Source organism: Allobosea sp. 05L423 (genome assembly GCF_056397745.1).
Genome location: NZ_JBFTOA010000003.1, coordinates 39,689 through 52,659 on the forward strand (window position 1 = coordinate 39,689; position 12,971 = coordinate 52,659).

The window sequence follows — 12,971 nt, forward strand, 5'->3', positions numbered from 1 at the left end:
GCCATGCCCACCCGCCCGATCCTGAGTTTTCCCGATCCGCGCCTGCGCGTGGCCGCCACGGCGGTCACGCGCTTCGATGCCGATCTGCGGGAGCTTGCTACGGATCTGCTCGACACGATGCGGGCGGCGCCCGGCATCGGCATCACGGCGCCGCATGTTGGTGTGCTGTCGAGGCTGGTAGTGCTCGAGCTGACGCCGGGCGACGTCCGGACCTATGTCAATCCAGAGCTGGACGGCGTCTCGCGCGAGACCATCCGCCATGTCGAAGGCAGCGTCTCGATGCCGGGCGTGACCGATGAGCTGGAGCGCCATGCCCAGGTGCGGGTGCGCTACCGGGATCTGGAGGGGGCGGAGCAGATCGAGGAGGCGGGCGGCCTGCTGGCCGTGTGCCATCAGCACGAGATCGACCAACTCGACGGCATCTTCTGGATCGATCGCCTGTCGCGCCTCAAGCGCGACAGGCTGATCGCGCGCTACAACAAGCTGCGGCGGGGGTGAATTCGTCAGGGTTGCGGCTTTCCGTCATTGCGAGCAAAGCGAAGCAATCCAGGGGAGGTAGGGCGCTATCGCCTCCGACCGCAGCGCGGCTCAAGGAGCGAAATCCTCGTAGAGGTCACGCCAACCTGCATTCATCGACTCGATCAATGCCAGTTTCTTGATCCGAGAGCCGGCCTTGATCCGCTTTTCGCGCGTGATTGCCTCATTCATCCGATCATGAAGCTCGTACCAGACCAGGAACCGGCAGCCATATCGCTTGGTGAAGCCGGGAACGAGCCCGGTCCTGTGTTGCCACGCACGCTCCCTGATATTTGAGGTCACGCCGACATAAAGCGTGCCGTTGCGCCCGCTCGCCATCATGTAGACGACGGGCTCCCTCATTCTCTGCGCCCCGCGCTTGCAGCTTCACCATGACGAACGCGGCGGCTTGGCAGGGCCAAGTGAAGCGTCGAGCCCTGCCGCCCCTGGATTGCTTCGCTACGCTCGCAATGACGGGGGGCGATCTCAGCCTGCCACGGCCCGGATCACCCGGCGCAGCTTGCCGATCAGCTCCTCGACCTGGGACTCGGTGATGATCAGCGGCGGCGAGAAGGCGATGGTGTCGGCGGCGGTGCGGATCATCAGCCCCTCCTCGTGGAAGCCGCGCTCGATCGCCTCGTAGCCGCGCTTGCCCACGCCTTCGGCACGTGGCGCGAGATCGATCGCCCCGACGAGGCCGAGCGTGCGGATGTCGACGACGTTGGGCTCGCCCTTCAGGCTCATCACCGCATCGGCCCAGGCGCCTTCCATGGCGCGGGCACGTTCGAACAGGCCCTCGTCACGGTAGATGTCGAGCGAGGCGAGCGCCGCCGCGGCCGCCAGCGGATGGCCCGAATAGGTGTAGCCATGGAACAGCTCGATGACGTTGTCCGGCCCGCCCATGAAGGCATCGTAGATGTGCTTGCGCACGATCACGCCTCCCATCGGCACCGTGCCGGAGGTCACGCCCTTGGCGAAGGTGATCATGTCCGGAATGACGCCGTAGCGCTCGGCGGCGAAGGCGAAGCCGAGGCGGCCGAAGCCGGTGATGACCTCGTCGAAGATCAGCAGGATGCCGTGCTTGTCGCAGATCTCGCGCAGGCGCTTGAGATAGCCCTTCGGCGGCGGCAGCGCGCCGGTGGAGCCCGCCATCGGCTCGACGATCACGGCGGCGATGGTCGAGGCGTCGTGCAGCGCCACGATCCGCTCGAGATCATCGGCGAAATGCGCGCCGTATTCCGGCTCGCCCTTGCTGAAGGCCTGCTTCTCGCGGTCATAGGTATGGGCGAGATGGTCGACGCCGGTGAGCAGCGAGCCGAAGAATTTGCGGTTGTTCGACATGCCGCCGACGGAGATGCCGCCGAAGCCGACGCCGTGATAGCCGCGCTCGCGGCCGATCAGCCGGGTCTTGGCCGCCTTGCCCGAGACGTTCCAGTAGGCGAGGGCGATCTTGAGGGCCGAGTCGGCGGCCTCCGAGCCCGAGCCGGCGAAGAAGACGTGGTCGAGGTCGCCCGGCGCCAGCGCCGCGATGCGCGCGGCGGCGGCGAAGACCTTGGGATGGCCGTACTGGAAGGAGGGAGCGTAGTCGAGATCGCGCGCCTGCGCCTGGATCGCCTGGATGATCGGCTCGCGGGCGTGGCCGGCATTGCAGCACCAGAGACCGGCCGTGCCGTCCATCACCGGCTTGTTCTCGGGCGTGTAATAGAACATGCCCTCGGCGCGGGAGACCATGCGGGGGTTCTTCTTGAACGACCGATTGGCCGTGAACGGCATCCAGTAGGCTTCGAGGTCGTTTGGCGTGCCGATGGCGGAAGATGCGGAAGTCATCGAAGGCCCCTGTGGATTAACCTTGGTTGAACCTAGCAGGCGAAAGCGGACTGTAAATCGCCATGATGGCACGCCATGGCTGCGCCCAACGGATGACGGCCAGAGCGAAGGTCGTAGGTGACGTTAGGTCGCCGATGGCGTAATCTCCCCGCTTGGGGCATATGCGAACGGACCCCGATGACGGAAGGCGATAGTGATCCTGGACGGCTGGACGAACGGGCCGCGGCGATCCTTCGTGCGGAGTTGGCCCGTGTCCTCGCTTCCGATGCCTTTCGCGCCGCGCCTCAGCTTTCGGCCTTTCTGAGCTTCATCGTCGAGCGCACGATCGAGGGTCGCGCGGCCGAACTGAAGGGTTACACCATCGCGGTCGAAGGCCTTGGGCGGCCAGCCGATTTCAACCCGCAGATCGACCCGATCGTTCGGGTCGAGGCGGGGCGGCTCAGGCGTGCCCTGACACAGTACTATGCCGGGGAGGGACAGGGCGACCCGGTCGTGATCTCGATGCCCGTTGGCGGGTATGTTCCCGTCTTCGAGGTCGTCGACCCGGATGCGGAGATTACGTGGGAACCGACCCCGCTCCTCGCGGTTCGCGATGATTTCACAGCTGTGGAGGCGCTCCCGGTCGCAAAGGCCGCCGATCGCGTCGCCACGCGGCGGTGGTCCGTGGTCACGGCTTTTGCCCTCGCGCTGGGGCTTCTCGCGCTCGGCTGGTGGTACCTGGCGCCGGGTGACACGCCGACCGAGCTCAGTTCGGCCAGGACAACGGGAAGCGAACAGGCTGCGGGTGCGCAGCAGGGAATCGTAGCTCCTCTCCAGCTCGTCCGTGTAGCCATCACGATTCCAGTGGTGCCATCGGATCCCAAGCTGGCGGGCATCCTGCACCGGTTTTCCGACCTGCTTGTCGATGCCATGGCCCGTTTCGACGATCTCGTGACGATCAAAGCCCCGCCGCCGGGAACCGCGGCGGTCGGGGATGTCGATTATGTTTTCGAGATGAACGTCCAGACTGTCGACAGCGGCGTGGAGGGGCTGGGGCGCCTGCGTTCCGTTCGGGACGGGCGCATCGTCTGGACCGCGTCCTCCGGCCGGCCATCGCTCGAACTCCTGCAGGAGTCCGAGCTTGCCGAGATGGCGCGCAGCCTGGCGACGAGGCTGACGGAGCCGTTCGGCATCATCCCGGCCGACGCACGCCAATCGCAGCCATCATCGGCGGTTCGTTGCATCCTGCAGGCTTTCGATGCGCGTCGAACCATGGAGCCGGAGGACCATGTCCTCGCCCGGTCTTGTCTTGAAAGGCTGATCGAGCAGGACCCGAGCTTCTATCCCGCATGGGCTCATCTCGCCATCATGACGCTCGGAGAATACGGATCGGGCTTCAATCCGGACGACCTCGTTCCCAAGGGGAGTGCCCAAAGGGACAAGTCGCCGCTCGATCGCGCCCTCGCTGCGGCTTTGACGGCCATTCGCCTGGCTCCATCAGGTGCGCGGGCCTATCAGGCCATGATGAAAGTCCTGTTCCTGCGCGGATCGACCGAGGAAGCGCTTCAGAAGGGGCGGGAGGCTCTGACGCGCAATCCCTATGATCCGGACATCATGGCAGATCTCGGCGCGCTCTATGTTCGGCGCGGCCGGTCGATAGAGGGCTTGCCGATGCTCGAGCGCGCGGCAGCGCTCAGTGTCGGGCGCCCGCCGCGCTATGACTTCTATGCTTTTCTCGGGGCCTATCTGATCGGCGCCAAGCGGGTTTCGGAGACCTATGCCGCCATGCTGGGAGCCGATACGAGCCCCTTCGGCCTCCTGGCCCAGGCACTCAGCGCTGCGTCGGATGACGATACGGCGACCCAGGCGAAAGCCATCGCGCAGCTTGGGGACAAGGCGCCGCTCTTCAAGAAGGATCCGCGTGCATATCTGGCCCGGAAGGGCTTCGCCGACGAGGTGGCGAACCAGATTCTGGCGCCGCTCGGTCTCGACAAGCCCTGAGATCGCCCCGCGCATCGCTACGCCTTCAGCTTCGCGCCATTCTGCGGAACATGGTGATGGGGCGCGGACAAGGTTGCTCGCATAACGCGGCGCGCACGGGTAATCTGCCGCTTAATGTTCTGATTCGTTCCCAATTTCCGATCAACCCTTCTAGCGCGAACGCTGCCGTGGCCCCTTTGCGCCTGAAAGCCCTGCCTCCTCTCGCCGGTGCCATCACCGGGCTTTCCGCTGGCGCGGTCCTGACGATTCTCTTGCCCGGCGGGCTGGGGACGGCGCTGGGACTGCTTGCCTCCGGCGCCGGCGTATTGGTCGCGATGCGGACGTTCGAGCGTCGCGGTCTTGCCAGGCACGAGCAGGCGCTGGCCGGACTCGGAGAGGTCAAGGTCAGGTTGGCCACCAACGCGATCCGGCTCGACGCATTGTCGCAGCGGGTCGAGCAGATGCCCATGCGGGATGTCGATGCCGCGCCGGCTCGGGCCGCAATTCATGAGCTAACCGCCGAGGTTGGGTTGCTCGGCGATCTGATCCATCAGGTAGCCACGACGCTCTCCGACCATGAAGCGGTCTTGGCGCGGCTGCCCGAACCGGCCGCTGCCGCGCCGGCGCTTCCCGCACCCTCCATTCCCGAAGTGGTTCTCGATCCCGAGGCGGTGCGACGCGCCCGCGCCGAGCAGCAGGCCGCCGAGCGTGCCGCCGCCGCCAAGGCGGCGCAGGAAGAGGCCGAGGCCGAGCGCGCCGCGCTCATCGGCCGGGCGCTCAGCGAAGGGCGCATCGAGGTCCATCTTCAGCCGGTCGTGTCGCTGCCGCAGCGCCGCACACAGGGCTACGAAGCGTTGGCGCGTCTGCGACTGGATGAGAACACCCTGCTCCTGCCGCACGAGTTCCTCGACACCGTCGAGACCCGCGGCTTCGGGCCGACGCTCGACGCGCTTGTCCTGACACGGGCCCTGGCGATCGCCCGCCATCTCGCCTCGAAGGATGGAGGCATCTTCGTCTCCTGCAATTTCAGCGCAGCGACCTGGGGCTCGTCACGTGCCCTGGCGGCACTGACGCGCATCCTCGACAAATATCGCGAACACACCGGGCATCTCGTCATCGAGATGCCTCAGACCGTCTTCCGGAGCCTCGATCCGACGAGCCTCGGCCTGCTCGGCGCGATGTCGGCGAATGGCGTGCGGTTCGCGCTCGATCATGTCGTCGACCTGCGGCTCGATCCGCGCGCCCTGTTCGACCGCGGGATGCGCTATATCAAGGCTCCGGCGACGCTGCTCCGGGACCATGCCGAGGGCAAGGTCGTCAGCGATATCGCAGCTGGCGATCTTGCGGCGATGCTGGGCAGAGCGTCGATCACGCTTGTCGCCGAGCATGTCGAGGACAACCCGCTGGCTGCAGATATGATCGAGCTCGGCGTCACGATGGGGCAGGGCCAGGCGTTCTCCCCGCCGCGCCCGGTCAAGCCCGAAGTCTTCGCGGAACCGGAGGCGGCCCCTGCGCCTTCTCCTGCCGTCTCGGCTCCGCAGGTTCCGCAGCCTGGAGCCGCCAACGACGTCGTGCGCCCGGCCGCGGTTGCCGGGCTGTCTTCCGTTCCGGCCGCAGCGCCCGCAGAAAGCCGGCCCGAACGGCTGCCGTTCCGCTCGGTGCTGCGCCGGGCCAGCGCCTGATGCGCGCCGCGGTGCAACATCCGGTTCCGCTCCCGGCGAATCCCGTCTAGACCAGCTTCGGTGAGGCGTGGATGCCTCCTCTAGCCGCCGGAGATCGAGACAGTGTCGCCATTGGGGATCGCTTCCACCATCCCGCTTTCGGGCTTCTCCGAGGTCGCTGACCGCTTCGATCTCTGCCTCTGCGATGTCTGGGGCGTGGTTCATAACGGCGTCGCCGCCTATCGCGACGCGCTCGTGGCTTTGATGCGTATGCGCGAGCGCGGGATCAGCGTCGTTCTCGTGACCAACGCGCCGCGTCCGAGCGATGTCATCATCGATCAGCTCGACGGTTTCGGCGTGCCGCGGGAAGCCTGGGATGCGATCGTTACCTCCGGCGATGTTTGCCGCTCGCTGATCCGCGCGCGCGCCGGCGAGCCGATGTATCGGCTCGGTCCCGATCGGGACCTGCCGCTGATCGCCGGTCTCGATGTCCGGGAAACCGCCCCGGCCGAAGCCGCCTATGTGCTCTGCACCGGGCTGTTCGACGACGAGAACGACACGGCGGCGACCTATGCCGAGCTGCTGGCCGGATTCGCCGCACGCGGATTGCCGCTGATCTGTGCCAATCCCGATCTCGTCGTCGAGCGCGGCGGGCGCATCATTCCCTGCGCCGGTTCGGTCGCGTTGGCCTATGAGGAGATCGGTGGGCAGGTGGTCTATGCCGGCAAGCCCCACGGGCCGATCTATGAGGCGGCTCTGGCCGCAGCCGAGGAGAAGCGCGGAGCGGCGATCGCCCGGGACAGGATCTGCGCGGTGGGCGATGCCATCCGCACCGATATCGCCGGCGCCTCAGGCTTCGGCGCCGCCGGCATCATGGTGCTCGCAGGTATCCATGCCCAGGATCTGATGGAGGCGTCTTGGGAGGAGCGTCACGGCTGGTTCGGCCGGCAGGCGCATCGCCCCGCCTATGCCATGCCGCATCTGGTCTGGTGAGGGTGATCTAGCTCTCCACTGCCGCGCCGGATGTCTCCGGAAAGTGGATACTACTTGTCGGTCCGATGCGTCAGGCGGCGACGCACACCGATTCGATCTTGGTCTTCAGCATCTGCGCGTTGAACGGCTTCACGATGTAGTTGCTGACGCCGGCCTTCTTGGCCGCGATGACGTTCTCGGTTCTCGACTCGGCCGTGACGATGATGAAGGGCGTCTCGGAGAGCGTGGTCTCTTCCCGCACCTTCTGCAGCAGCTCGAAGCCGCTCATCGGCTCCATGTTCCAGTCGGAGATCACGAGGCCATATTTCTTGTCGCGCATCTTCGCGATCGCGGCCGAGCCGTCCGAGGCATCGTCGACGTTCTCGAAGCCAAGCTGTTTCAGCAGGTTGCGGATGATGCGGATCATCGTTTGGTAATCGTCGACCACGAGGATCGGCATGGACGGATCGAGGGCCATTGCGATGCTCCAGGCAGGGCAGTTGTGGCGTCGGAACATACCGACACCGCGCCGCCCGTTCGAGGCGGTCTCCACTCGCATTCGGTGATACCGACGGCGTGTTGCGAAGCGGTTAATCCGATCGCCGAGTGACTGTGGGGCAGGGTGGTGCTCCGCACCAAAGTCCAATTGCTGTTATTTTGCAGTTGCGAGATGATGAAGCCAATCGAGCACAGGGGCTGGGGTGCGCCTGCAAGCCACGAGAGATCAATGACCGTTCAGCCGAGGCCCGGCACACTCTACACCGTTCACGCTTTCGAGGATCTGGCGATCGGCCAGTCCGAGAGCTTGATGCGGACCGTGATGGAGCGCGATGTCGCACTCTTCGCCGAGCTTTCGGGGGATGCCAACCCCATCCATCTCTGCGACCATTTCGCCGCCGGCACCAGGTTCGGCCAGCGCATTGCTCACGGCATGCTGACGGCAAGCCTGGTTTCCGCCCTGCTCGGCACGCGCCTGCCCGGTCCCGGTGCTGTGTATCTCTCGCAGACGCTGACCTTTCTGGCCCCGGTCAAGATCGGCGATGTCGTCACGGCTCGGGTCGAGGTCGTCGAACTCGTCGCCGAGCGCCGCCGGGCACGCTTGTTCTGCGAGTGCCTCGTCGACGGCAAGGCGGTGATGGAGGGCGAGGCCTGGGTGGCGATGCCGCCGAAGCCCAAATCCTGAGAGGTTCGGAGGGGGGCGGCCTTGACGCCCTGCCGGGCTTCGCCGCAAAGACGACCATCGCCCGGCTTTCACGGGCAGACGGACGTTTCTCATCGATGTCTTCCCCAGCCGATGCGCCGTTGCGCTCCGAGCCGGCGGCCGTGGTCCTCGACCTCGACAAGCCCATTCCCGACGGCCTGCGCGGCGCCGTCCTCGCGCTCGGCAATTTCGACGGTGTCCACCGCGGCCACGCCGAACTCGCCCGCATGGCCGGTGCCATGGCGCGCGATCTCGGTACGGTGCCGGCCGCCTTCACCTTCGAGCCGCATCCGCGCAGCGTCTTCCGCCCCGAGGAACCCGTCTTCCGGCTGACGCCTCCGCAGATCAAGCTCGAATTGCTGGCCGATGCGGGCCTGGCTCGGGTCTTCGTCCTGCCCTTCGACCGCGAGATTGCAGCGATCACGGCCGAGCATTTCGTCGACGACCTGCTCGTCAGCCGGCTCGGCGCTGCCGGCCTTGTCTGCGGCTATGATTTCCATTTCGGCAAGGGCCGCACCGGCTCGCCGGAGATGTTGCAGGCTCACTGCCTGACGGCCGGCGTCCCGGTCCGCGTCGTGCCTCCCTTCGCCTGGCAGGGCGAGGCCGTGTCGTCGACGCTGATCCGCGCAGCGCTGGAAGAAGGCGATGTTGCCCGTGCCGCGGCGTTCCTCGGGCGGCCCTGGTTCGTGCGCGGCCTCGTCGCCCATGGCGACAAGCGTGGCCGAGACCTCGGCTATCCCACCGCCAATATGCAGCTCGCCCGCGACTGCAAGCTGCGGCACGGCATCTATGCGGTGCGGATGAGGATCGACGGCGTCTGGCACGACGGCGTCGCGAGCTTCGGCCGCCGCCCGACTTTCGATGACGGCGCACCACGGCTGGAGACCTTCGTCTTCGATTTTTCCGGCGATCTCTACGGCAAGCGCGTCGACGTGGCCTTCGTCGACTGGCTGCGTGGCGAGGAGAAATTCGACTCGCTCAAGGCTCTGATCACGCAGATGGATGCCGACAGCGCCCGCGCGCGCGACATTCTGGCCAGGACCCCCGCTTTCGACGCGCCGCCCTTCCTTCCGTGAGCCACGCCTGCTAGAAGCCCTCCATGCCCGCTGAACGCGCCATGCTGATCGATCTTTCCCGGCGAATTACGGGCCCGGCTGCCGCCTCGCGCTAGACAGGCGTGGGCGCTTGCGCAGTCCGGGTTGAAGACCGCTTTTCCCGTTTCATGAGTGGACGCGCTTGGGCTCGCCGAATGGCCCGCCGTCCCGACTGTCCGAGCCGGAAGATGACCGACAAGACCAACAACGCCAAAGCCGCCCAGACTGCAGGTGACGGCATCGATTATTCGCAGACGCTCTTCCTGCCCCAGACCGAGTTCCCGATGCGTGCGGGCCTGCCGCAGCGCGAGCCGGAGCTGCTCGCCCGCTGGGCTGAGATCGACCTCTACCGCAAGCTGCGCGAGGCAGGCCAGGGCCGGGACCGTTTCGTCCTGCATGACGGGCCGCCCTATGCCAACGGCAACATCCATATCGGCCACGCGCTGAACAAGGTGCTCAAGGACCTCGTCACGCGCTCGCAGCAGATGCTCGGCTACGATTCCAATTATGTGCCGGGCTGGGATTGCCACGGCCTGCCGATCGAATGGAAGATCGAGGAGCAGTACCGCGCCAAGGGGCTGAACAAGGACGACGTTGATGTCGTCGAGTTCCGCAAGGAATGCCGCGCCTTCGCCGAGCACTGGGTCGATATCCAGCGCAAGGAGTTCAAGCGCCTCGGCGTCGAGGGCGACTGGGACGATCCCTATCTGACGATGGCCTATCCGGCCGAGGCGCAGATCGCTCGCGAGATCATGAAGTTCGCCGAGACCGGCCAGCTCTATCGCGGCTCCAAGCCGGTGATGTGGTCGGTGGTCGAGAAGACAGCGCTCGCCGAGGCCGAGGTCGAGTACGAGGAGCATACGAGCGACACGATCTATGTGCCGTTCCCGGTGCTGAATGCGCCTGCTGCGCTCGCAGGCGCGTCGATCGTCATCTGGACGACCACGCCCTGGACGATCCCGGGCAACCGCGCGATCTCCTTCCATAACAAGATCACCTATGGCCTCTACCGCGTCACGGCGGCGCCCGAGAACAACTGGGCCAAGGTGGGCGCGACCTATATCCTCGCCAAGAACCTCGCCGAGAGCGTCTTCAAGGCCGCCAAGGTCGAAGCCTTCGAGCTGGTCGCGGATGTTCCGGCCGAGCAGCTTGCCGCGCTCATCGCCGCCCATCCCCTGCGCGGCAAGGGCTATGACTTCGACGTGCCCCTCCTCGACGGCGACCACGTCACCGACGATGCCGGCACCGGCTTCGTCCACACCGCGCCGAGCCATGGCCGCGAGGACTTCGATATCTGGATGGCGAACGGCCGCATGCTGGCCGAGCGCGGCATCGAGACGCGCATCCCCTACACCGTCGATGCCGATGGTCGCTTCACCAAGGAGGCGCCGGGCTTCGAGGGCGCACAGGTCATCACCGACAAGGGCGACAAGGGCAACGCCAACGACGTCGTCATCAAGGCGCTGGTCGAGGCAGGCAACATCATCGCGCGCGGGCGGCTGAAGCATCAGTATCCGCATAGCTGGCGCTCGAAGAAGCCGGTCATCTTCCGCAACACGCCGCAATGGTTCATCGCCATGGACAAGCCGATCGGCGAGGGTGGCGCGCCGGATGCGGCCGATCCCAAGCCCGTCGCCGGCGGCAACACCGATACGCTGCGCAACCGCGCGCTGAAGGCCATCAAGCAGACGGAGTGGGTGCCGGCGGTGGGCGAGAACCGCATCACCGGCATGATCGCCAACCGCCCGGACTGGGTGGTTTCGCGCCAGCGCGCCTGGGGTGTGCCGATCACCGTCTTCGTCGAGAAGGAGACGAAGGAGGTCCTCGTCGATCCCGCCGTCAACGCCGCGATCGCGGAGGCCTTCGAGGCCGAAGGCGCCGACGCCTGGTTCACCGACACCGACGGCGCCCGCTTCCTGAAGCCGTTCGGCTATGACCCGGCGAAATACGAGCGCGTCACCGACGTGCTCGATGTCTGGTTCGATTCCGGCTCCACCCACGCCTTCACCCTGGAAAAGCGCGCCGACCTCAAGACGCATCGCGTCGTCGATGGCGGCCGCGACAAGGTGATGTATCTCGAAGGCTCGGACCAGCATCGCGGCTGGTTCCATTCGAGCCTGTTGGAAAGCTGCGGCACGCGCGGCCGCGCGCCGTTCGACGTCGTCCTCACCCATGGCTTCTGCCTGGACGAGAAGGGCGAGAAGATGTCGAAATCGAAGGGCAACGTCACCGCGCCGCAGGACATCATCAAGGATTCCGGTGCCGACATCCTGCGCCTGTGGGTCGCGGCGGCGGATTATTCCGACGATCTGCGCATCGGCAAGGAGATCCTGAAGACCTTCGTCGAGACCTATCGCAAGCTGCGCAACACCATGCGCTGGATGCTCGGCACGCTCGCCCATTTCAGCGAGGAAAGCCGCGTCCTGGAGCCGCAGACCATGCCGGAGCTCGAGCGGCTGATGCTCCATCGCCTCGCCGAGCTCGGGCCGCAGGTCGAGGAAGCCTATCGCACCTACGACTACAAGAAGGTGGTGTTCCTGCTGTCGCAGTTCATGAACACAGAGCTCTCGGCCTTCTATTTCGACGTGCGCAAGGATGCGCTCTACTGCGATCCGACCTCGAGCCATGTCCGCCGCAGCGCGCTGACGGTGGTCGATCACCTCTTCCGCTGCCTGACGACCTGGCTCGCGCCGATCCTGGTCTTCACCGCCGAAGAGGCCTGGCTCGAACGCTATCCCGCGGAGAAGGCGGGCGAAGGCTCGGTGCATCTGGAGCGCTTCGCCGAGGCGCCCGAGAGCTGGCTCAATCCCGAGCTGGCGGAGCGCTGGGGCAAGATCCGCCGCGTGCGCCGCGTCGTCACCGGCGCGCTGGAGCTGGAGCGTGCCGCCAAGCGCATCGGCTCCTCGCTGGAGGCTGCGCCGCAGGTCTTCGTTTCCGATGCGGATCTCTATGCCGCTCTCTCCGGCGTCGACCTCGCCGAGATCAGCATCACCTCCGATATCCGCATCACGAACGGGGAGGGGCCGGCCGAGGCCTTCCGCCTCGCCGAGGTTCCGGGCGTCGCGGTGGTGTCGAATCGCGCCGCCGGCATCAAATGCGCTCGTTCCTGGAAGTATTTCGATCCCAAGACGGCCGATGCCGCCTATCCGGAGGTGACGCCGCGCGATGCCAAGGCGCTGAAGGAGCTGGGGGTGTCCGCCTGATGACGCCTGCCCGCCGCCTTGGCCTCGCCACGGTCCTGATCGTCTTCGTCTCGGATCAGCTCCTGAAATGCTGGCTGCTCTATGGTGTCGGGCTGGCCGAGAACGGCCCGTTCGATCTCGCGCCTTTCCTGACGATCGTGCTCGCCTGGAACCGGGGCATTTCCTATGGCCTGTTCCAGCAGGGCACGGATCTCGGCCGCTGGTTTCTGGTCGTCATCTCCTTCGTCGCGGCCGTCTGGCTCTGGCGCTGGATGTGGCGCAGCGAGGGTGCGCTGACGGTGTTGAGTCTCGCGCTGATCATCGGCGGTGCGCTCGGCAACGGCGTCGACCGCGCCGTCTACGGCGCGGTGGTGGACTTCGTTCACTTCCATTGGGGTAGCTTCAGCTGGTACATCTTCAACATCGCCGATGTCGCGATCGTTGTCGGTGTGGTCGGGCTCCTGTATGAGTCATTCCGACCGGCTGGGGAAAAGACAGCTGAGTGACGGTCTCGCCATCCTTTCGCCGCTCGTCCATGCTTGAGGCGAATGCGAGATTG

General features: G+C 66.1%; 11 protein-coding genes. 8 read left to right on the forward strand and 3 right to left on the reverse strand.

Annotated elements, in window-relative coordinates:
• Window positions 1–3 precede the first annotated feature (3 nt).
• Window positions 4–498 carry a peptide deformylase gene (locus tag AC1DNE_RS08315; protein WP_441468915.1) on the forward strand — a complete coding sequence of 165 codons (495 nt, stop codon included), beginning with the start codon at window positions 4–6 and terminating at the stop codon, window positions 496–498.
• 90 nt (window positions 499–588) lie between these two features.
• Here AC1DNE_RS08315 and AC1DNE_RS08320 read toward each other — a convergent pair whose 3' ends face one another.
• Together AC1DNE_RS08320 and aptA are read right to left on the reverse strand one after the other, a co-directional pair.
• Window positions 589–879 (reverse strand): GIY-YIG nuclease family protein, encoded by a 291-nt coding sequence (locus AC1DNE_RS08320; protein WP_441468914.1) that lies wholly within the window; start codon window positions 877–879, stop codon window positions 589–591.
• Between the two features lie 123 nt (window positions 880–1,002).
• Window positions 1,003–2,343 (reverse strand): omega-aminotransferase AptA, encoded by a 1,341-nt coding sequence (gene aptA, locus AC1DNE_RS08325; RefSeq protein ID WP_441468913.1) that lies wholly within the window; start codon window positions 2,341–2,343, stop codon window positions 1,003–1,005.
• A 177-nt stretch (window positions 2,344–2,520) separates the two neighbouring features.
• Here aptA and AC1DNE_RS08330 point away from each other — a divergent pair, with 177 nt between their 5' ends.
• From AC1DNE_RS08330 to AC1DNE_RS08340, 3 genes are all read left to right on the forward strand, one after another.
• Window positions 2,521–4,323, forward strand: coding sequence for a tetratricopeptide repeat protein (locus AC1DNE_RS08330; RefSeq protein ID WP_476841007.1), 1,803 nt, complete (start codon window positions 2,521–2,523; stop codon window positions 4,321–4,323).
• Window positions 4,324–4,490: 167 nt separating this feature from the next.
• Window positions 4,491–5,984 carry an EAL domain-containing protein gene (locus AC1DNE_RS08335; RefSeq protein WP_476767035.1) on the forward strand — a complete coding sequence of 498 codons (1,494 nt, stop codon included), beginning with the start codon at window positions 4,491–4,493 and terminating at the stop codon, window positions 5,982–5,984.
• Window positions 5,985–6,086: 102 nt separating this feature from the next.
• Window positions 6,087–6,956 (forward strand): TIGR01459 family HAD-type hydrolase, encoded by an 870-nt coding sequence (locus AC1DNE_RS08340; RefSeq protein WP_441468910.1) that lies wholly within the window; start codon window positions 6,087–6,089, stop codon window positions 6,954–6,956.
• Window positions 6,957–7,026: 70 nt separating this feature from the next.
• On the opposite strand, the gene AC1DNE_RS08345 is transcribed toward AC1DNE_RS08340, so the two are convergent.
• Window positions 7,027–7,413 carry a response regulator gene (locus AC1DNE_RS08345; RefSeq protein ID WP_441468909.1) on the reverse strand — a complete coding sequence of 129 codons (387 nt, stop codon included), beginning with the start codon at window positions 7,411–7,413 and terminating at the stop codon, window positions 7,027–7,029.
• Window positions 7,414–7,662: 249 nt separating this feature from the next.
• On the opposite strand from AC1DNE_RS08345, the gene AC1DNE_RS08350 reads away from it, so the two are divergent.
• From AC1DNE_RS08350 to lspA, 4 genes are all read left to right on the forward strand, one after another.
• Window positions 7,663–8,118 carry a MaoC family dehydratase gene (locus AC1DNE_RS08350; RefSeq protein WP_441468908.1) on the forward strand — a complete coding sequence of 152 codons (456 nt, stop codon included), beginning with the start codon at window positions 7,663–7,665 and terminating at the stop codon, window positions 8,116–8,118.
• A gap of 95 nt (window positions 8,119–8,213) precedes the next feature.
• On the forward strand, window positions 8,214–9,212 hold the full coding sequence (locus AC1DNE_RS08355) for a bifunctional riboflavin kinase/FAD synthetase (RefSeq protein ID WP_441468907.1): 999 nt from the start codon (window positions 8,214–8,216) through the stop codon (window positions 9,210–9,212).
• A 206-nt stretch (window positions 9,213–9,418) separates the two neighbouring features.
• Window positions 9,419–12,433, forward strand: a complete 3,015-nt coding sequence (ileS, locus tag AC1DNE_RS08360) for an isoleucine--tRNA ligase (RefSeq protein ID WP_441468906.1) — start codon at window positions 9,419–9,421, stop codon at window positions 12,431–12,433.
• Entirely contained in the window at window positions 12,433–12,918 is a 486-nt protein-coding gene (gene lspA, locus AC1DNE_RS08365) for a signal peptidase II (RefSeq protein ID WP_441468905.1), read from the forward strand. The genes ileS and lspA overlap by 1 nt, the downstream gene beginning before the upstream one ends.
• The last annotated feature ends 53 nt before the right edge of the window (window positions 12,919–12,971 follow it).

Coding starts and splice junctions, on each gene's coding strand:
- AC1DNE_RS08315 (WP_441468915.1), top strand. CDS start 4: ATGCCCACCCGCCCGATCCTGAGTTTTCCCGATCCGCGCCTGCGCGTG.
- AC1DNE_RS08320 (WP_441468914.1), bottom strand. CDS start 879: ATGAGGGAGCCCGTCGTCTACATGATGGCGAGCGGGCGCAACGGCACG.
- aptA (WP_441468913.1), bottom strand. CDS start 2,343: ATGACTTCCGCATCTTCCGCCATCGGCACGCCAAACGACCTCGAAGCC.
- AC1DNE_RS08330 (WP_476841007.1), top strand. CDS start 2,521: ATGACGGAAGGCGATAGTGATCCTGGACGGCTGGACGAACGGGCCGCG.
- AC1DNE_RS08345 (WP_441468909.1), bottom strand. CDS start 7,413: ATGGCCCTCGATCCGTCCATGCCGATCCTCGTGGTCGACGATTACCAA.
- AC1DNE_RS08350 (WP_441468908.1), top strand. CDS start 7,663: ATGACCGTTCAGCCGAGGCCCGGCACACTCTACACCGTTCACGCTTTC.
- AC1DNE_RS08355 (WP_441468907.1), top strand. CDS start 8,214: ATGTCTTCCCCAGCCGATGCGCCGTTGCGCTCCGAGCCGGCGGCCGTG.
- ileS (WP_441468906.1), top strand. CDS start 9,419: ATGACCGACAAGACCAACAACGCCAAAGCCGCCCAGACTGCAGGTGAC.
- lspA (WP_441468905.1), top strand. CDS start 12,433: ATGACGCCTGCCCGCCGCCTTGGCCTCGCCACGGTCCTGATCGTCTTC.